This window comes from Bacillus pseudomycoides DSM 12442, assembly GCF_000161455.1.
Classification (GTDB): Bacteria; Bacillota; Bacilli; order Bacillales; family Bacillaceae_G; genus Bacillus_A; species Bacillus_A pseudomycoides.
The window spans coordinates 793,326-812,338 of the sequence record NZ_CM000745.1; the positions used below are offsets into that span (position 1 = coordinate 793,326).

At 35.6% G+C, this 19,013-nt stretch carries 13 protein-coding genes and 4 pseudogenes; 9 read left to right on the forward strand and 8 right to left on the reverse strand.

Annotated features, from left to right (window positions below; all coding sequences use genetic code 11):
• Positions 1–223: 223 nt before the first annotated feature.
• Positions 224–376: an IS3 family transposase gene (locus BPMYX0001_RS34820; RefSeq protein ID WP_123767163.1), complete on the reverse strand. Its 153-nt coding sequence runs from the start codon at positions 374–376 to the stop codon at positions 224–226.
• Here BPMYX0001_RS34820 and BPMYX0001_RS33775 point away from each other — a divergent pair.
• A pseudogene (locus BPMYX0001_RS33775) lies at positions 361–492 on the forward strand (IS6 family transposase); the annotation flags it as partial. The gene BPMYX0001_RS34820 and the pseudogene BPMYX0001_RS33775 overlap by 16 nt on opposite strands.
• A gap of 120 nt (positions 493–612) precedes the next feature.
• Here the strand turns inward: BPMYX0001_RS33775 and BPMYX0001_RS04030 are convergent.
• Genes BPMYX0001_RS04030 through BPMYX0001_RS04040 form a run of 3 tightly spaced genes read right to left on the reverse strand, consistent with a single transcriptional unit; the run spans position 613 to position 3,582 of the window.
• On the reverse strand, positions 613–1,263 hold the full coding sequence (locus tag BPMYX0001_RS04030; RefSeq protein WP_018783679.1) for a response regulator: 651 nt from the start codon (positions 1,261–1,263) through the stop codon (positions 613–615).
• Entirely contained in the window at positions 1,232–2,695 is a 1,464-nt protein-coding gene (locus BPMYX0001_RS04035; protein WP_018783678.1) for a HAMP domain-containing sensor histidine kinase, read from the reverse strand. Before BPMYX0001_RS04035 ends, BPMYX0001_RS04030 begins: the two co-directional genes overlap by 32 nt.
• Entirely contained in the window at positions 2,692–3,582 is an 891-nt protein-coding gene (locus BPMYX0001_RS04040) for a substrate-binding domain-containing protein (RefSeq protein WP_033798675.1), read from the reverse strand. Before BPMYX0001_RS04040 ends, BPMYX0001_RS04035 begins: the two co-directional genes overlap by 4 nt.
• A 412-nt stretch (positions 3,583–3,994) precedes the next feature.
• Between BPMYX0001_RS04040 and pgtP the strand changes: the two genes are divergently transcribed.
• Both pgtP and BPMYX0001_RS04050 read left to right on the forward strand, forming a co-directional pair.
• Positions 3,995–5,353, forward strand: a complete 1,359-nt coding sequence (gene pgtP / locus BPMYX0001_RS04045) for a phosphoglycerate transporter PgtP (protein ID WP_006093706.1) — start codon at positions 3,995–3,997, stop codon at positions 5,351–5,353.
• A 93-nt stretch (positions 5,354–5,446) separates the two neighbouring features.
• Positions 5,447–6,019, forward strand: a complete 573-nt coding sequence (locus BPMYX0001_RS04050; RefSeq protein ID WP_235356826.1) for a hypothetical protein — start codon at positions 5,447–5,449, stop codon at positions 6,017–6,019.
• 318 nt (positions 6,020–6,337) lie between these two features.
• On the opposite strand, the pseudogene BPMYX0001_RS32215 reads toward BPMYX0001_RS04050, so the two are convergent.
• A pseudogene (locus BPMYX0001_RS32215) lies at positions 6,338–6,475 on the reverse strand (lactonase family protein); the annotation flags it as partial.
• Between BPMYX0001_RS32215 and BPMYX0001_RS04055 the strand changes: the two are divergent.
• A pseudogene (locus BPMYX0001_RS04055) lies at positions 6,469–6,969 on the forward strand (Rossmann-fold NAD(P)-binding domain-containing protein); the annotation flags it as partial. The pseudogenes BPMYX0001_RS32215 and BPMYX0001_RS04055 overlap by 7 nt on opposite strands.
• A 372-nt stretch (positions 6,970–7,341) precedes the next feature.
• Here BPMYX0001_RS04055 and BPMYX0001_RS04060 read toward each other — a convergent pair.
• Positions 7,342–7,761 carry a PH domain-containing protein gene (locus BPMYX0001_RS04060; protein WP_018783675.1) on the reverse strand — a complete coding sequence of 140 codons (420 nt, stop codon included), beginning with the start codon at positions 7,759–7,761 and terminating at the stop codon, positions 7,342–7,344.
• Between the two features lie 244 nt (positions 7,762–8,005).
• On the opposite strand from BPMYX0001_RS04060, the gene BPMYX0001_RS04065 reads away from it, so the two are divergent.
• On the forward strand, positions 8,006–8,791 hold the full coding sequence (locus BPMYX0001_RS04065; protein ID WP_033798676.1) for a GNAT family N-acetyltransferase: 786 nt from the start codon (positions 8,006–8,008) through the stop codon (positions 8,789–8,791).
• A 232-nt stretch (positions 8,792–9,023) separates the two neighbouring features.
• Positions 9,024–9,164: pseudogene (locus BPMYX0001_RS33780) on the forward strand (TerD family protein); the annotation flags it as partial.
• A 207-nt stretch (positions 9,165–9,371) separates the two neighbouring features.
• Here the strand turns inward: BPMYX0001_RS33780 and BPMYX0001_RS04070 are convergent.
• Positions 9,372–10,769 (reverse strand): sigma-54 interaction domain-containing protein, encoded by a 1,398-nt coding sequence (locus tag BPMYX0001_RS04070; RefSeq protein WP_006093711.1) that lies wholly within the window; start codon positions 10,767–10,769, stop codon positions 9,372–9,374.
• Positions 10,770–10,972: 203 nt separating this feature from the next.
• Between BPMYX0001_RS04070 and BPMYX0001_RS04075 the strand changes: the two genes are divergently transcribed.
• On the forward strand, positions 10,973–11,977 hold the full coding sequence (locus BPMYX0001_RS04075) for a proline racemase family protein (RefSeq protein WP_018782940.1): 1,005 nt from the start codon (positions 10,973–10,975) through the stop codon (positions 11,975–11,977).
• Between the two features lie 257 nt (positions 11,978–12,234).
• Here BPMYX0001_RS04075 and BPMYX0001_RS04080 read toward each other — a convergent pair whose 3' ends face one another.
• Positions 12,235–13,581 (reverse strand): MFS transporter, encoded by a 1,347-nt coding sequence (locus BPMYX0001_RS04080; RefSeq protein WP_006093713.1) that lies wholly within the window; start codon positions 13,579–13,581, stop codon positions 12,235–12,237.
• A gap of 413 nt (positions 13,582–13,994) precedes the next feature.
• Here BPMYX0001_RS04080 and BPMYX0001_RS04085 point away from each other — a divergent pair, with 413 nt between their 5' ends.
• Both BPMYX0001_RS04085 and BPMYX0001_RS04090 read left to right on the forward strand, forming a co-directional pair.
• On the forward strand, positions 13,995–16,535 hold the full coding sequence (locus BPMYX0001_RS04085) for an MrcB family domain-containing protein (protein WP_033798677.1): 2,541 nt from the start codon (positions 13,995–13,997) through the stop codon (positions 16,533–16,535).
• Complete coding sequence (locus BPMYX0001_RS04090) at positions 16,510–18,984, forward strand: restriction endonuclease-like protein (protein ID WP_033799613.1); 2,475 nt, start codon at positions 16,510–16,512, stop codon at positions 18,982–18,984. The genes BPMYX0001_RS04085 and BPMYX0001_RS04090 overlap by 26 nt, the downstream gene beginning before the upstream one ends.
• Positions 18,985–19,013: the final 29 nt, after the last annotated feature.

Consider the following 19,013-nt stretch of genomic DNA (forward strand, 5'->3'; position numbering starts at 1 on the left):
AGATTATGTAAACCTCACTAGCATAAGATATATATTCATGATAATTGAAATGAAAGGTTTTATTTGAAAATAATGTAATATATATAAAAAATTTAATATTATAACAAAGCGGATTAACTCCCTAATTTTGGACACATACTATCCTTAACTCATTGTTTCATAGAATTGCTCTTTATTTCATAAAATTACTTCTTTTTATGTGAGACAAGAAAAAAATCTCGCCTCATACTCTAACTTCTTTGATTTGTAACGGTTCTGTTTGTATTCGTCGATAAAATTCATTTGGTGATAAATCTAAAATACTAGAATGAATCCTTCGGTTGTTGTAAAACTCAATATATATAGCTACTTCTTGATAAGCTTCGCCATGCCTCACGTACTATTAAAGGTATAGAAACTGTTCATGCCATATACAAACAAAAGCGAAGTCTTCAACCGAACTTCGTTTTTTCGACGTATAACACATTACATGAATTATTAATAGTTTCATAAAACTAGTCCGCAATATTCCCCATCTCTTTATGTCTTCGGAAACTTTGCAACAGAACCTAAAAAAGCTATATGATAAGGATGTCGGAAGAGATAAGATCTTTTATAACATACATTACCCTGTTATTTCATGTTTATTAAATTATACTTTATGGCATATTGAACAAGTTCACTTTTTTTAGAAAGATTAAGTTTGTTCAACATTCTCGTCTTATGAGTATCAACCGTTTTTATACTGATAGTTAATTCTTGAGCAATTTCAGACAATGAAAATCCTTTAACAAGAAACTGCAATACCTCCCGTTCACGTGGGCTTAGAATTACATAAGGATTTCGGGACTCTGTTTCGTTTTGCAATCTTTTTAGCATCGTTGAAATTTCCTTTGGGCGAAGGTATAGGTATCCATCCATAACGGAATCAATAGCAGTGTATAATTCTTCATCTACGGCTGCTTTAGGGACGTAACCTGAAGCTCCCGCGTTCATGATTAATGTTACATAGTCTTCGTCCTCGTGCATGGTGAGCACTATGACTTTCGCTTGTTCATAACGTAATTTAATCTCTGTGAGAACTTGGATTCCATCTAAGCGCGGCAAAGATATATCCAATATCAGAATATCGGGCCTTAAAATGTCGTAAAGCCGGAGTGCTTCAAGTCCATCAGAGGCTTCACCTACAACTTTTAAGGACGGTCTTTTTTGCAATAGGAGTTTTAAACCTGATCTCATCAAGGCATGGTCATCAACTAGCATTATGTTGATTGTCTTTTTCATCATGACACCCTTCTCTCTGTTTTAATGGGATAGACACCCTAACTTCGGTCCCACCGATATTGTGAGTTTTGATAAAAAATGAACCATCCAGTAATTCGGCTCTTTCCTTCATTCCATATATTCCGATCCGATTTTGCTGGCGAGCTTTTTCAAAATCGGTCTCACGTATACCGTGACCGTTATCATGGATGCTCAACTCGATAGAACAATCCTTGATTTCCATGTTAATCACAATCTCAGTTGCTACTGTATGTTTCACTACATTGGTAAGACTTTCTTGAACAATTCGGTATAGTGCTACAGCAGTATGACTATCTATGGCAGCAATGTCATCATCGGGAGCGTGTAGAATTACAGTAAGAGCGAATTTTTCTTCAAACTTTCTTGCATGTTTCCTTAATGCCGGAATTAAACCTATATCATCAAGGATGGGTGGTCTTAATTCTACCGCTAAATCTCTAATTTCTCGCAAAATACTTGCCGCAGTTTCTCGGCTTACATTAAGTAGCTCTTGTTGCTCGATATCTTTAACTTCATTAGCCAAAATCCGCATTGTAACCATTAGAAAAGTAAGGGCTTGGCTTGTTTCATCATGAAGTTCACGAGAAATTCTTTTTCTCTCCTCCTCATGAGCGGATAATAGTTTCAAAATCAACGTATCTCGAAGGGCATCCTTTTCTTGAAGTTCCTTCAATAATTTTTCTACTGCAGTGCTGGAACTAATTAGGTTGTCAGCCATTTCATTAAAAGCCCGTGCTAATTTTCCAACTTCATCGTCACTCTCTGCTTTAGCCCTTAAGGATAAATTACCGGCTGATATGCCTGTTGCTGTATCAACTAAACTATTGATTGGTCGAGTAATGATACGAGTCACATAATAAGCTATACCTGCAGCCCCCATACAGACCAAAAATGTAGCAACAACCAATTCTATAATTTTAGTAAAAATATAGCTTTTCGCCTGTTTTTCTGCCATTCCAACTCTAACAAATCCTACATCTCCCTCTTCGATTGGAACCAGTATGTCATGGATATTTCCTTCATCTGAAGTTAGTATAGCGTAATTTCCATTATTGATATCATCAGGCTTATGTGCGTTTAATATTCCTTTCGGTAAGTGTTTGGAGAATGTATTTCCGACAAGAACATTATTATTGTTAATGACCAGTATATAACGAACGTCTTTGTTAGCTTCCTGTGCCCGGGTAATGAGAAGATGAATCGAATAGTAGTCATCAGTCAGAATGTAATCCGAAGACAATGCCGCAATATTTTCAGCGATATTTACACCACGTTTTTTAAGGTCCTCTGTCATGATTTTTGTGAGTGATTCCCAAATGATACATCCTAATACTAGAGCGAGAAAGAGTAGCGAAACGAATATAGCTCCAAATATCTTTTGGTTTATTTGTAATTTATTCAGCCATTTCATAGGTGACCCTCATATAATTGGGGTTCAAATGGAACAAAACGATCAATGAACAGTCCCTGAAACGCTGGTTTTATTATTTTTTGTTCGTGCATAGAAATGAAACTTTTCTTGATAATTCGCTTCTCTTCATCAGGTAAATTACTGCTGATGACAACAGGACCGGTACCAATCGGTTCCGTTTTTGCAATAATTTTCAAATTCTTAATCAGTTCTGGATTTTTAAGTTTGGTACGCTCAAAGACTAAGCTATCAACAGCTGCAGCGTCAACAACACCATTTATCACAGCGCTTAGGGAGCTTTCATGATTATATGTAAAAACATAACGACCAAAGAAATGCTCGGGCGTTTCACTTAATTCAGCTAATTTTTTCCTCACAAAAATATATCCGGAATAACTGGTTGGATCGCTAAAAGCAACGTTTTTCCCTCTTAAATCATGTATACTGGATAGTTCATTTTTGCGGTTTACGACGACATAACCATAATAATATGGAACTCCCATTCGCTCTTGCATGGCAATTGCTTCAAGTCCTTCAACATGTCTGTAGGTAATATATGCTCCTGTTGAAAGTATGGCTATATCAGCACCTCCATTCATCATCAACATACTAATTTCATTATAACTCTTGCGCTGAATTAGAATTGCAGGTCTATGAAGCTTCTCTCCGATATAGTTAGCTATTTTCCTATAGTACATAATTGTATCAGTCGGTGATAACACACTTGAAATTGCGATCCGTACAGGAGAGGGCTTGTCACCTTGTGAACCAACAGGCATGGTGTCAGATTCGGAGAAAATAATTTGAGGGCTTGAACGCTCATGCTGACATCCTATCGAAAGTAAAGTAATAAGCAATATAAAAAAAAGCCTCAACCAATTTATCATACTTTCCTCCATTCTTGCAGGCGAGGGATTTATGTAATATGTGAAAATACCCTAATTGAATCCGATTTACCGAATCCTACTCGATTCAGGGTTTTCAAAATTTATATTTATATATTACTTCAGAACGATCCACGAAATCTATGGAAGATTGTATACAAAACTATTATTTATGTCGAAGGTGTGACAGCAAATAGCCATAAATGGTTTTATGTAGGATATTATCTTACATAAAATCAGATATTTGCTGATAGTTTAACGAGTTGACATATAAGATAATTTAACAAAGGAGGGATGATATAACACAAGTATTTTTGAAAACGTTTCCGACAAGTTGGCCTCTATTGAAATACTAAATTTCATGCCAATCTAAGTTTTTTCCGTAAATCAAAGTAAAGAAATCGAGGTAGATAGTATGTTCTCATTTTTGAAACCTAAAATCGCTACTACAAAAATAGCATCAGACCAGGTTCAAAAAACCTATAGGCTTTTCCGGCTACAATCTTTATTAGGCGTGTTCTTCGGTTATATAGCTTACTATATAGTACGTAACAATTTTGCCTTATCTACTCCTTATCTGAAGGAACAACTCAATCTTAGTGCTACAGAAGTAGGATTATTAAGCAGTTCCATGCTTATCGCTTATGGAATTAGTAAGGGGTTAATGAGTAGTATAGCAGACAAAGCTAATCCTAAAAGGTATATGGCGCTTGGTTTGCTTCTGTGCGCTATGGTCAATATTATGATGGGCTTCAGCACCGCATTCTGGATGTTTGCAGTTCTCGTTGTTCTCAATGGATTTTTTCAGGGAATGGGAGTTGGACCTAGCTTTATTACTATTGCAAACTGGTTCCCGCGTAAGGAAAGAGGAACTGTCGGTGCCATATGGAATATTTCGCACAATATAGGTGGAGGCATCGTAGCGCCTATCGTTGGTGTCAGTTTTGCTATGTTAGGCTCCAATCACTGGCAAGCGGCAAACTACCAGGTTCCGGCTGCAATAGCTATTGTTATTGCAATGGTGATACTAACCCTTATTAAAGGATCACCGGTAAGCGAGGGCTTGCCTCCGTTAAGCGAAATCATCAAGGATGAACCCGATTCGAAAATGCAACAAAGGGCTGATTCCAAACCGCCAGTAGACATGAATGCTTGGCAGATTTTTAGGAATTATGTTTTATTTAACAAAAATGCATGGTTCGTTTCCTTGGTAGATGTTTTTGTTTACATGGTTCGTTTCGGCATTATAAGCTGGTTACCCATTTATTTGTTGAATGTAAAACATTTCACTAAAGAAGAGATGAGTGTTGCCTTTTTATTCTTTGAATGGGCAGCCATTCCTTCTACTCTTCTGGCCGGTTATCTATCAGACAAGTTATTCAAAGGGCACCGCATGCCTCCAGCAATCATTGCTATGACATTGATATTCATCTGTATCATTGGTTACTGGCAAAGTACATCTTTACATTGGGTCACTATTTTCGCTGCTATTATTGGATGCTTGATTTACATTCCGCAGTTTCTGGCTTCAGTACAAACTATGGAGGTGGTTCCACCTTTCGCCGTTGGTTCTGCGGTTGGTTTGCGAGGTTTTATGAGTTATATTCTAGGTGCATCTTTAGGTACTACACTCTTTGGTGTAATGGTTGACAAGGTAGGATGGAATGGTGGTTTCTATGTATTACTAGCGGCAACTGTATGTTGCATCATATGCTGCATATTGACCCATCGAGGAGCAAAAGAATTCAACAAAAAACAGGTACTTCAATCCTGAAACAACTATATTCTGAGGATATTTCCATTATAAAATACTCAAAGTCAGTGTGCTGCTCAACGTAACCAATTTGGTGTCGATGCAGATATAAAGGTGATCAAATTGCAAACAGAGGCGTACATCATAGATAAAAAGACAATAGCCCTAGGTAGCCTTGAGCATTTAGAACCAGAAGATGAAAAAAATCAGAGGAAATTGGCAACGCTCTTGGCCCATTATTGGGAAAAAATCTATTCACATTTCAGATATACAGTTAAGGAAGCGCAGAAATTGGTGGATTTTCCAATTAAAAAACCAACTTATACAGCAAAAGGTTATGAGCTAAAGAAGGAAAAAGTTGATACAGATATTACACTTGGAAAACCAAAACCAATTATTAATTCAAGATATAAAAAAGGGGAGTTCAGTTATACGATTTATCAATCAGCGATTATGGGAAAAGGAAAGGATCCATTTTACTTTTGGGTTAATGACAACGATAAGATAGAACATTATGAGCTCGAAGGGGCTAAATTCACCTTTGCAAAGACGACGGGAAGTAATGTAAAGGGTATTAAGATGATTGTTCCAGCAAAAGGAAAGGACAGTTCCTATCAAATTGTAATCATTGATGATGTTTTAAATAAGGCTGAATTAGAGAAAATCATGATTTCCTTTTTGAAATAAAAAATAGAGTCTCAAGAAAAGAATCTTGAGACTCTATTTTTACTTGAGTTTGAACGAAATCTTTATGTGTTAAAAGAAATTAATAATCTATAAAACAAAAAAATGAGATAGAATTTTTGTTTTGGGGGTACTTCAAAATATTAGCTTGATGGGCATGTGGCGAGACCTCTACTTTGCTATTGATAATTAGTTTTGTTGGAAGTTATTTGATGATTCGTTTTTTATTTTTACCTTCAACTCAAGTCCTCGTTAGTTGAAGATGACTCATACATTAAGAGAGACTTTTATACTCCAGCAAATGTGATGGACCAAATAGAATCAAAGAACAGCTAACCCTTGTGATCCATAATAAGGAAAGTTAGTCGAAGCAGCAACCTGCAATCTAACCAGACTACCATCATCTTGGATATTAAATACTGAGACTGTACCCTGATTTCCGTTAAGGGTGTAAAAATGCAAAAGCATTAATTGTTAGGTTACCAGACTACTATGGTATAACTTCGCAGAACTCGTATTTACAACCAACATTGACTAGACTAGCAGGAAATAAAATCTCTATTTTCATTGGTAATCTAAAAATACCACGAGACTATGTCTATTTACCAGATGCCGCTAAGATGATTGTGGAAATAGCAAATAGAGACGATTCTTATGGAGAGAATTGGAATATACCTGGTGCCGAATTGATTTCAGGAAAAGAAATAATAAAAATTGCACGTGAAATTACTGGAAATAAAAAATTAGTTATTCCATTAAATAAAAATGTAATTCGTATAAGTGGATTGTTTGATCCGGTTATGAAGGAAGTAGTAGAAATAATGTATCCTACAGAAGAAGGATTTACTCTAAGGGGAGAAAAATATGAAAATAGAATAGGTGAAATTATAGCTACCCCTTATAAAGGTGGGCTAAAAGAAACATTAAATTTCTTAATGGATAAGATAAAATAAAGCAGAAAATGAAAATTCAGACTAAAACTAGAAATAATGATTAACTTAAAATTAAACATAAGTAATTGATTAATCACTAACAATTATAAATAAAAGTGAATCCTATTAAAAAATCCAAGTTAGCTCTAGCTTAACCTCAATATCATCACCAGTTGTAAAGTATTGTCCATCGGGTAATACATATCTACCCTGATGATTCTTTGTGAGAGTACCAATCAAAATGATCAACTCCCCTTAATAATTCTAATAACAGTTTTGACATATAAAACAACAGTTAAACTATTGGCACTTTTGATCAAACTTTTTTATAAAATAGTTGAAAGTTTACATTGGCAGTTTTCTAGATTTTAAATAAAAATAAGCCCATTGTTCTTATTGTTTAATGGGCTTGTCTATTATTTGTATGTGAGGACATTTATTTTTTAATAAATTAATGAATTCTTCTTCTTTTTTTGGTACACAAACTGTCAAAGTGTTAAATAATCCATACATAATTTCTAATCGTTGTCTTGACCAGTCTTGTGAATTCAATGACTTTCCATGGTATTTGATATGCTGGATATCTTCAAAAGGTATTTCAGTATTTGTAAAATAATATTTGATAATTAATGATTTGTCAGTAATTTTATAAGTGGATCTGTAAATAAATAAAAAATTGATTATGTTTAACAGAATCATACAACTTAGGTAAATATTATTAGTACCTTGTATGAACAGCATAGCAATAAAAATGAAAATAGTTAATAGAAATATAATCATATGAATAGGATTTTGTTTAATCTTAAATTTCATTCAAGTTCACCTCTTTATAGTAAGTATAGGGAAAAACGACTATCATATCTATAAATTTGTATACAATTATTAATTAATGTACAAAGTAAACTTTTATTCAAAAGTTTACTTTCATTTTTTCTTGAAAATATTTTTTGAAGGGTATGAAATATATTTCAACTAAAAAACTGAAAATTAAAATATTTAAATGTATAATAAAGTATAGAAGATATTGAAGAAATAAATAGAGAAGAGGAAATATCGTATGACTAGTTTAAAAAATGTTCTTGAACTTGATTTTGCATATCTTGAAACCTTTACTAGCCGAATAGAGAAATCATGGGGTTCTATATTTTGTAATGAAAGTAACCCATATTATTATGATGCAAATCATGCACATGTAAGTGTAGTAAGTTTAAATCCACAAATGATAGTAGATGAAGTAGTCCATTTCTATAAGACTAAAAATATAGTACCTAGATTTTATATATACAACTTAGATATGCAAGAAAAACTGATTTCTGAATTACAAATAAAGAATTTTGGATTTGAAGAATTAATAAGTCCAGTCCAATTATGGAATAAGAAATTAACTAAAAAAGATAAAAATGAAAAAGTTACTATTGAAGAGGTATCTGAATTAAATTTTGAAGAAGCTTTAGATATTGAATGTAGTATAAAAGAGTTAGGAGGCGAAGTTAGAAAAAAAGCTTTTCAAGATGAATTCCAACATCCAGCATTCACTCACTATCTACTTAGATACAATGGAGTAGCATGTTCCATCGCTTGTATTTTTGAACATGAAAAACAGGCCCGAATGGAAAGTGTAGCTACAATTGAAAAGTTTAGAGGTAAAGGGTTAATAGGTGAACTTATTCACTTTATTCAAAGTGAAGTAATGAATAGAGGACTAGATAATCTTTGGGTGATTCCAATTAACGAAACAGTAGAAAAAGTGTATGAAAAGTATGGATTTGAAACAGTAGAAAAAATTAAAACGGGACATGCGTTTTTAGAAGGGAAAAGTATTAAAGAAATTCACGAGGGATAGAAAAAATCAATTTAGCAGTTTTATATTAGTTTAAATAATTACCATGCTTTAGACGATGTCAAAGCATGGTTTTTGTATATAACTTAAAAATGTTTATGGAAGTAAAAAACTTACAAAGCACTCCTGAAGTTGTTATAAATAGAACTGGTAACTAAATCTCTTTTTAATCTTATTGAACAACGGTGGGCTTTTTAATATTGAAATTTCCTTAACGTTGTAAATCCGCATTTCCCTGACGATCCCCCACGTAGAAAGCTATTCTAGAGATCATTCAGAAGCTTCACCATTACTGTATGAGGATGGAAAATTCCGCATGGATGTTGGGCCGATTGAGTTTAAGAATGAAGATGATTATGAGAAGTATTTTAAATAATACAAAGAGATAAGTAATTGCTGAATCTATTTAGAGGCAGTAGTTTAGACAACACATTGTTACTAACAAGATAGAAAGTTTACTTATATGGATGGTGAAGATTGCTGAATAATATTTATAAAAATTCTAGTTTTTATTAAATAGAAACTTGAATGCCCCCGAATTATGGCCTCTTTAATAAAGTCCATAATTCGGGGTTTTGATGTATTAAATATCCGTTTTATCAAAAGTAATCCCATATTTTTTGATTTTCTTATACAAATTAGCTCGCGACATTCCTAATTTTTTCGCCGCAACGCTTTTATTCCCATAAGTCTTTTGCAGGGTTTGAAGAATGCGAGTTTTCTCTAGACTTTCTTTTTCGTCAGTAAGTGAAAGCGTAGCTTGGCTAAGGGGCTCTGAAAAAGATTTTGCTTGCGGCAGTAGCTTGAGAATGTCTGATTCGCATATTTCGCTGCCTTCGTGAAGAACAATCAACCTTTCTATAATATTACGTAACTCGCGGATGTTACCTGGCCAAGAATATACATGTAATCGCTTCGTTGCCTCTTGATGAACAAAAGGAATTGATTGGTTATATTTGAAAGAAAATTCTTTTAAGAAATGATGAGCTAAGTAGGAAATATCATCCGTTCGTTCCCGAAGTGGCGGGATGCAGGCAGTAAATACGTTAAGCCGATAAAATAAATCAGATCGGAAAGTTCCGTTCGATACCATATCTTCTAATATACGATTCGTTGCGGCGATAATTCTGACGTTAATTTTTTTTGGTGTTTGTCCTCCGATTCGATAAATCTCTTTTTCTTGTAACGCTCTAAGTAGTTTCACTTGCATATCAAGTGGGAGCTCTCCTACCTCATCTAGAAATAAAGTACCTCCGTCTGCTAATTCTATTTTTCCAGGCTTTCCTCCTTTGGCAGCTCCAGTATATGCTCCTGATTCATAACCAAATAACTCGCTCTCAAACAAAGCATTAGGAATGGCACCGCAATTAATCGGAATAAATGCTTTTTTACTTCTTAAACTTGCCTCGTGGATCGCTTGTGCAAAAAGCTCTTTTCCAACGCCGCTTTCCCCACTAATCAAAATCGTCGCATCTGTCTTCGCTACTTTTTTCATGTCATGAATGATGTGCTGGATTGCTAAGTTGTTTCCTTTTATGTTGCTGAAGGGATCGTCTCTATTATTTTGAATCATTTGTTGTTTTAGTTGCTGCAATTCTTCAGATGTAGAGGATAACTTTTCATTTAATTTGATCGTAGCGGTAATATCTTTTTCTACGGACATAGAACCAATCAGTTCATTGTTTTTATTATAAATTGGAGTTGTGCTAATCAATACATGCTTATCTGGGCGCGGGAGGTGATAAATATCTCGAACAGGTTGCTGACTCTCAAGAACTTTTAAATTCATAATATCTTCTTCTAAGAAAAAATCTTGAACATTCTTTCCAATAATATCGTCCTTCTTTATGTCATACATTTTTTCTGCTGCTTCATTCCAATAAAGCATGATCCCTCTCGTATTTACAATAGAAATCGCTTCTTCTACAGAAGAGAGGAGTGTATGCAATGTAGGAATCGCAAAGGTATCAGATTGTTCCATAAAATATCCCCCAATGATTTTAAATCGTATACAAAAGTAGACACTCGTAGACAGATTTGTCGCTAAAAGGATACAACTTTTCTGAAACAATGTAAACAAAATTAATTGAATATTAATAATATTAAGGTTACTTTGTGGTTGGCACGGTATTTGCTAATAAAAAAGTAGGGCACTTTTAAAATACAAACATGGAGGAGATAGGAATGAAGATTAGTAAAATATACACAACAATTGATGCACACGTAGCGGGGGAACCATTACGTATTATTACAGGCGGAGTGCCGGAGATAAAAGGGGAAACGCAATTAGAAAGAAGAGCTTATTGTATGGAGCACTTGGACCATCTTCGCGAAGTTTTGATGTATGAACCGAGAGGGCATCATGGGATGTATGGTTGTATCATTACGCCGCCGGCAAGTCCTCATGCTGATTTTGGGGTATTGTTTATGCATAATGAGGGCTGGAGTACAATGTGCGGCCATGGAATTGTCGCTGTCGTCACAGTAGGAATTGAAACGGGTATGTTCGAAGTGACGGGTGAAAAACAAAAGTTCATTATTGATAGCCCTGCAGGAGAAGTTGTTGCGTACGCAACATATAGTGGAAACCAAGTGGAATCAGTATCATTTGAAAATGTTCCTTCTTTTGTTTACAAGAAAGATGTTCCTATAAAAATTGATGACTATGAATTTCAAGTGGATATTGCTTTTGGAGGAGCATTTTATGCTGTTGTAGACAGTAAAGAACTTGGTTTGAAAGTGAATTTTAAAGATTTATCAGCTATTCAAACGTGGGGCGGGAAAATAAAACATTACATTGAAAATCAAATGGAAGTAAAACATCCTCTCGAAGAAGATTTAAAGGGAATATATGGCGTTATCTTTTCAGATGAACCAAATGGAAAAGACGCCACTTTACGAAATGTAACCATTTTTGCTGATGGGCAAGTAGATCGTTCTCCTTGTGGCACTGGTACTTCCGCAAGACTTACAACTCTCTTTGAAAAGGGGGCTCTACAGCAGGAAGAAAGTTTCATTCATGAATGTATCACTGACGGACAGTTTATCGGAGAAATATTGTCAGTGACAAAAGTAGATGAATACGAGGCAATTATTCCAAAAGTTACTGGCCAGGCATTTATTACAGGATTCCATCAATTTGTAATGGATCCGAGGGATCCGTTGAAACGAGGGTTTTTATTGGCTTAATGTTTTATAAAGAGTTGTTTTCTAGGTAGAAAACAACTCTTTTTGTAAGTGTTTAACTTGACCTTCACACTCTGGAAATGAAGAGTTAGCTAACTATGTACAGAAGGTGTTTGTGCTCAGGTAACTATGAGGTTCAGTGAGTTGAATATGCTCGAGAAAGGTTTCTTACCTAAAAAATCCCTTGATAAACAAGGGGTTTTTTAGGTGAATTATCGCTTTAAAAAAGACATTTTGCGTACTTTAAGCACTTATGATACTTAAGAGTGCCTTGAACCAGAGTTGCGAGCAGCTAGCGTGTTTTCATCGTCTAGCTCAGCTTCGATGTGAGAGGTTTTCGATGACTTAGCCATACGCCAATAAGTGATGAAGCTTATGGCAATGCAGCCAGCTACGTAGAAGTAGAAGAGCGACTCGAGCCCAATACTTTTCAGCCATAATGCGATGAACTCCGCCGTTCCGCCGAACACTGCAACAGTAATTGCGTAAGGGAATCCCACGCCAAGGGCACGGATTTCAGTTGGGAAGAGCTCAGCTTTCACGATTGCATTGATGGAAGTATAACCGGTGACAATAATGAGACCTACCATCATAAGTAAGAAAGCAACGATAGGGTATTTCGTTTGCTCCATGATTAGGAACAGTGGCACTGTCAGTAAAGTTCCGAGGATGCCGAAACCAATCAATAGCGGACGCCGTCCAATCCGATCGGATAACATACCAGCAAGTGGCTGAAGTACGACGAATACCAATAGGGCGATAAAGTTAATCCAGCTAACGACTTCTTTAGGAAGGCCTACAGTATTCACCATGAATTTCTGTAAATACGTCGTGTAAGTATAGAATGCAACAGTTCCACCGAGCGTTAGCCCAACGACTGTTAATACTGCCTTAGGATGTTTCATCAGAGTCCGAATAGTTCCAGCACTCTCACGGCTTTCAGATCCCATTTTTGAGAATTGCTCCGATTCATCCATCGTGCGACGCAGCCACAATACAGCAACTGCTCCCATTGCTCCGATGATGAAGGGAATACGCCAGCCCCAAGACTTCATATCGGGTTCGCTGAGTATTTGCTGAAGGATGATTTGAACACCAAGTGCTACCAGCTGTCCAGCAACGAGTGTTACATACTGGAAGCTCGAGTAGAAACCACGTCGGCCGCTGCTTGCCATCTCGGACAAGTATGTAGCCGAAGTTCCATATTCTCCACCTAATGACAACCCTTGAAGCAGACGTGCGAGAACGAGAATAATAGGGGCCATTATACCAATGGTGCTATAACCTGGGGTACAGGCAATAATTAGAGAACCACCGGCCATGATGGTGATGGAAAGCGTCAGTGCGGCGCGACGACCATGACGATCGGCATAACGACCCATCAGCAGGCTTCCTAGTGGGCGCATTAGGAAGCCTACGGCAAAGATGGCTGCTGTGTTGAGCAGTTGACTGGTCGAATCTCCCTTGGGAAAGAACTCTGCTGAGAAATACACGGCGAAAGCAGAATAGACGTACCAGTCGTACCATTCAATCAGATTTCCAACTGAACCTTTGAAAATGTTTCCTGTGATGCGCCTTGTATTGGCGCGTTCGATGGATTGAGACATGATTAAAAACCTCCCTATTTAATTGAAGTAATTTGAAAAATATCATTATGAACTAAGTATGAAGGCGTATAAATGTAAATAAATTATATCTTTTTGTTTGAAAAATCTCAATATAATGAAAAATAACTCTATTTTATAGTTGAGCAAATTGTTTGGAGACAATCTGGAAGAGTTTGAGTTTTTTGTGTATGAAAATAAGGAGGAGCTGTAGGTGCTTTAATTGATAGGCGATTGCTGTGGTGGCAATGACTTTGTCAGAAGCGGAAAGACAATACAAAGTAGAAAAGAGAATGTTTAACTATATCTCCTCCTGAAAGGTTATTTAATCATGAGTTATAGCGTATCATTTTTCTTTTGTATATAGTTTGTTAAAATAGTAGTAATTGTAATTAATTGTAACTGCGGAGGTAAAAATGTTGGACCAACTCATAATTGAATTCGCTAAAGTAACCAATCAAGTTAATGACATACACACTAGTAAATCTTATTTGATTATAAAGACAGATGATGAAGGACTATACGTTGAAACAGAACTTTTACGTGAGAAGTACCAAGGAGGAGAAGAATCACATCCATATTTTATGGTAACTTTTGAAACTCTCCAGCAAGCTTGGCAAAAATTCATAAATATACGTACGGTAACGAGTGAAGATTTTGGACAAGTAAGTGAACACAGTGCTTTTTTGATTGCTTTCTTTTCACAACTTCCTTTTGTGAATGTAACTGACTCAAAATCTATTACACTTAAAGAATTTCGAACGGATGACTTACCCTGTGAGCAATATCATAAAGTAATCACTTTTTTAGAAGAGGTAATAGATAATACATATGATCCGAAAGATCTTAGTCACCAAATTGATGGGAATTTATATAGAGTGAAATCTCGTGGACGGCAAGATTTGAGATTATTGGGCTTTTTGGATGAAGCTCATGAGATTAATCGGGCTCTATTAAATGAATATATTGAATCAAAAAATAAGGATGCTTTTATTCGAAATTTGATTTTGAAACAGGAATATTTTCAAATTGCTCTATTTGTACTCGAACTTTTAAATAGTTATTCAAAGGCTGAAAAGAAAGCGGTTTTAGTGAATTTAGGAATGACGATCGTTCGAAATTCACGAGGAGATAATTTAATGGTTGAATCAGTAGCCAAGGAACGTACTCATAATTTGTTAATGTGGCTTGAGAAGGTAGGGTTAATTAACGAGAGGTGGGTTCCAGTTGAACAATATTTAAAAGGAAATGATGAAGAGGACGATAATATGAATAGTAACTTACGTGAAAAATTTTTAACTGTTATGTATGAGTATTTAGAGGCAAGAACGGAAAAATTTGCGGGTCATAAACTTGGTTCAGTCGTTCGAAATGAAATGACAACGGAGGTAACTCGTTTATCTTTTATCGATCATAATCAGTACATTGTTACGGGCTCAGTTGGACAAGGGAATTGGGCCGCCGTGCCATGGCTTGCTATCATGAATAAAGACATTACGACATCGACGCAGAGAGGGTATTATATCGTTTATTTATTTAGTGAAGATATGAAGCAATTATATTTAACAATGGCACAAGGAGTAACTGAAACTTCTAAAGAGGAAATGGAAAAGATTAAGTCTGAGATCCGTCAACATATACAAATGTCTAAAAAAATAAAAAAAGATGATGATATTTTCCTTGGTACAAGTCCAAAAGCGAAGGGATATGCCAACTCTACAGCTGCATACATTCCATATGATGTTGAACAAATGCCAAGTGAAGCAGAATTAGTGGAAGATTTAAAAGAAATGCTTCGCTATTATGAGGGATACATTGCCTTTAGAGAGAAAGGAACTAATCGTGCAGTGATTCACGAGGAGAAAAAAGAAATGGATTTGAATGGGAAGGAAATTGTAGATCATGTATCTTCCTATATGAAAAGCAAAGGTTTCTATTACGATAAGCAAGATATTATTAACTTTTTCCTTTCTTTAAAAACGAAGCCCTTTGTTATTTTGTCTGGTATTTCAGGTACGGGGAAAACAAAAATTGTTCAGTGGTTCGCTGAAAGTTTAGGGGCAACTGAAGAAAATGGACAGTTCACGCTTATTCCTGTGCGACCTGATTGGAGCGATAGCTCTGATTTACTTGGCTACGTGAATATTCAAGGTGAATTTCAGGAAAGACCGTTAATTCAAGTTCTTGAAAAAGCTGCAGAGAATCCGGACAAACCTTATTTTGTCGTGCTCGATGAGATGAATCTAGCACGTGTAGAGTACTATTTCAGTGATTTTCTAAGTGTCATTGAAAGCCGAAAATGGGAAGGAAGAGAGATTGTTACATCGGCTGTTCTTCCAGAATCGATTGTTGGGAAACGAATTACGATTCCATCAAATGTGTACGTCATTGGAACTGTCAACATGGATGAAACAACACATCCGTTAAGTAAAAAAGTATTGGATCGTGCGAATACAATTGAATTTAATCAAGTAAAATTAGATTCCTTTGAGTTTTTAATGGATGTAGAAGAAGTACAGGGAAAATGTGTTTCTAATCATTCCTTGACAGCCACGTTTCTACATTTAAAAGAATGCTTTCAGCTCAATAAAGATCTTGTGAAGGAAGTATCTCATATTTTAATCGAAGTTAATAAAATTTTTGAACCGATCGGAGCACAAGTCGGGTATCGGATACGTGACGAAATTTGTTTTTATATGGCTTACAATGAAAAAAGTGAACTATTATCGTTTGACGAGGCGTTAGACTATCAAATATATCAAAAAATCTTACCGCGTATTGCAGGGAGCGATGGGAGAACAGAAGAGGCATTAAAGAAATTATATACGCTATGTACAAATCAAGAGTTTGATAATGAAGATATGATGTCTTATGCGAAGTATCCTCGTTCTGCTAAGAAGCTGTCTCATATGTTAAGGAGGTTCGAGTATGATGGCTTCACCTCTTTCTGGATCTAACAGTGATATAGAACTAGTTAAGATTGAAACAGCAGATTTCTCATTGACTATTAAAGGGAATCCCTATCATGAAAAATATGAGAGCTTAAAAAAACATCAATCAATTGCTTCGGATGAAATGATGCATTTTCATGTGTCTGGAGAAGTAGAATCTATCTTAGTATATGATGCTCGGTTACAAAAGCTTAGCGAATTAACTGAGCACCCTCCTATCTTTTTCGAGAATAGGAGTTATCAGCTTGTTGTAATTCCTAAAAATGATCAAGGGTTGTCTTTTTACCATGAACATCCATCTCTTCAAAAGGCAATCAGCTCTACTCAAATGGGTTCATTGAAAATATTAATGGGAAATCTCTTATTTCCAAATGAAGTAGGTTATACAACATTTGAAATTCGAGATGATAAAAAATCTCTACTAGCAATTACATTAGAAGTTTTCCCATCAAAGCTTGATTATAAAGACGACTATCGAGCATTATTGGAAGAAGTAAATGATGAAATTTACAATTTGGCGTTTCATTTATTGAAAAGAACTTACTTAGGAGCATCAACAATCTATGCGGCTAATCCATCTAAAAGTGAGTTTTATCGTATTTTAAATGACTCTTTTCGTAGATTTATGAAGGCAATTTCTCATATTAAAAGGCAGCCGCACCATACACTTACTACTCGACATCAGCTTGTACAAGGAGAGAAGATTCGTAGGCTTGATTCTGTTGGGATGAATTACTTACGAAAAAGACCTCACTTGTTTCAAGAAGTAGGAGCAAACATGGTTTCATCAAAAGGAATTACAGCTTATAAGGAAGTATCCTACGATACATTGGAAAATCGGTTTGTTAAGTGGATGATTCAGAGAGTCGTACATAAAATCGATGATTTACTTAAATCGTTGGAAAAGGATACTGGATTCAAGAGTTTACCAATTGACGATGATCTGATTCAAAACGTGAGGAAAATGAAATCCCAAATGAAGAATGAGTTGAATGATCCATTTTGGAATGGGATTGGTAAATTAGACCGCTCCGTCTTTTCTCTTGTCATTCAAATGGCATCCGGTTATAGGGATGCGTATCAAATCTTTCTAATGTTATCGAGAGGTCTCACGCTAAGAGGGCAGATCTTTAAAATGTCTGTAAAGGACGTCGCAAGGTTATATGAATATTGGACGTATTTAAAGCTTGGACAAATTTTATCTAAAAAATATGAAACAGTGAATCAAGATATTATTAAGGTTCGGCAAGATGGATTATATGTGACACTTGATGAAAGTAAAACTGCAAAAAGAACATTTAGGCACCCTGAAACAGATGAAGTGATTGAGCTTTATTTTCAAAAAAGAAATAAAGCATTACCAACTGTCACTCAAAAGCCGGATACGGTGCTTGCGATTGAGAAGAAAGGGAAAAGCTATCAATACCAATATATTTTTGATGCTAAATATCGAATCGACTTTGCCAAAAATGGTTCCCATTATAAAAGACAGTATGGGACACCGGGTCCAATGGAAGAAGATATTAACACGATGCACCGATATCGAGATGCATTAGTAGTAGATCAAGGTGGACCATTTGAGCGAACAGCCTATGGAGCTTATGTATTATTCCCGTGGAATCAAGAGGAAGAATATGAGCATCATCCTTTCTATAAAAGCATTGAAAAAGTAAATATTGGCGGTTTTCCATTTTTACCAAACGCGACAAGACTAGTAGAACAATTTCTTGATCATCTCATTGAAAAAAGTCCAGAAGAGATTATAAGAGAAGGAATTCTTCCAAGAGGAACAAAAGAAGAATGGGAATCCTCTTTAGATGAAAAGGTATTAGTCGGTAATGTGAAAACAGAAAAGGATTATGAAACATATATGAAAGAAGGTTTCTATCAAATTCCTGTTTCACAATTAAAACCAGGCTGGCAAGAAATAAAATACATAGCCTTATATGCACCGAAAAAGTGGTATGGAGAAAACGGTGGGATTCAACATGTCGCAAGGATTAAAGATATCCATATAAACAGAGAGAATGTACTACCTGGTGATGAAACAAATGATTGTGTTTATTTCGAACTAGAGCCATGGAAAAAGTTAGGTCATCACATTTGTCCGGTGGGATATGGAATTCAAACATATATGTTAACGAGCATGTCATTATTAAAGGAAGTACAAGAGCTTCCTGAATTATTTATGAAATCGAAAGAAGAGCGAGCTCTTTGGAAAATGCTGCGCCGATTTACGAAACAGGTGAAGGTCGAGCTTGATCATTCTGATTTGGACAAGGCATCTGCCATTAAGGGTTATTATGTTCAAGATGTTCAAATTAAAATTGATTATGAGCAGGGGAATGTGATGGTTGGAAAAGGGGGAGAGTTTAAAGAGGTGGCTTTGGATTTGGTTGTTAGGAATTCTTCGATGTTGTTTAAGAGTGTTTTGGGGCAGTTAAGTAGAGATTAAGGTGTATTGAAAATAATAAATATAACAGG

Coding starts and splice junctions, on each gene's coding strand:
- BPMYX0001_RS04030 (WP_018783679.1), bottom strand. CDS start 1,263: ATGAAAAAGACAATCAACATAATGCTAGTTGATGACCATGCCTTGATG.
- BPMYX0001_RS04035 (WP_018783678.1), bottom strand. CDS start 2,695: ATGAAATGGCTGAATAAATTACAAATAAACCAAAAGATATTTGGAGCT.
- BPMYX0001_RS04040 (WP_033798675.1), bottom strand. CDS start 3,582: ATGATAAATTGGTTGAGGCTTTTTTTTATATTGCTTATTACTTTACTT.
- pgtP (WP_006093706.1), top strand. CDS start 3,995: ATGTTCTCATTTTTGAAACCTAAAATCGCTACTACAAAAATAGCATCA.
- BPMYX0001_RS04060 (WP_018783675.1), bottom strand. CDS start 7,761: ATGAAATTTAAGATTAAACAAAATCCTATTCATATGATTATATTTCTA.
- BPMYX0001_RS04065 (WP_033798676.1), top strand. CDS start 8,006: ATGACTAGTTTAAAAAATGTTCTTGAACTTGATTTTGCATATCTTGAA.
- BPMYX0001_RS04070 (WP_006093711.1), bottom strand. CDS start 10,769: ATGGAACAATCTGATACCTTTGCGATTCCTACATTGCATACACTCCTC.
- BPMYX0001_RS04075 (WP_018782940.1), top strand. CDS start 10,973: ATGAAGATTAGTAAAATATACACAACAATTGATGCACACGTAGCGGGG.
- BPMYX0001_RS04080 (WP_006093713.1), bottom strand. CDS start 13,581: ATGTCTCAATCCATCGAACGCGCCAATACAAGGCGCATCACAGGAAAC.
- BPMYX0001_RS04085 (WP_033798677.1), top strand. CDS start 13,995: ATGTTGGACCAACTCATAATTGAATTCGCTAAAGTAACCAATCAAGTT.
- BPMYX0001_RS04090 (WP_033799613.1), top strand. CDS start 16,510: ATGGCTTCACCTCTTTCTGGATCTAACAGTGATATAGAACTAGTTAAG.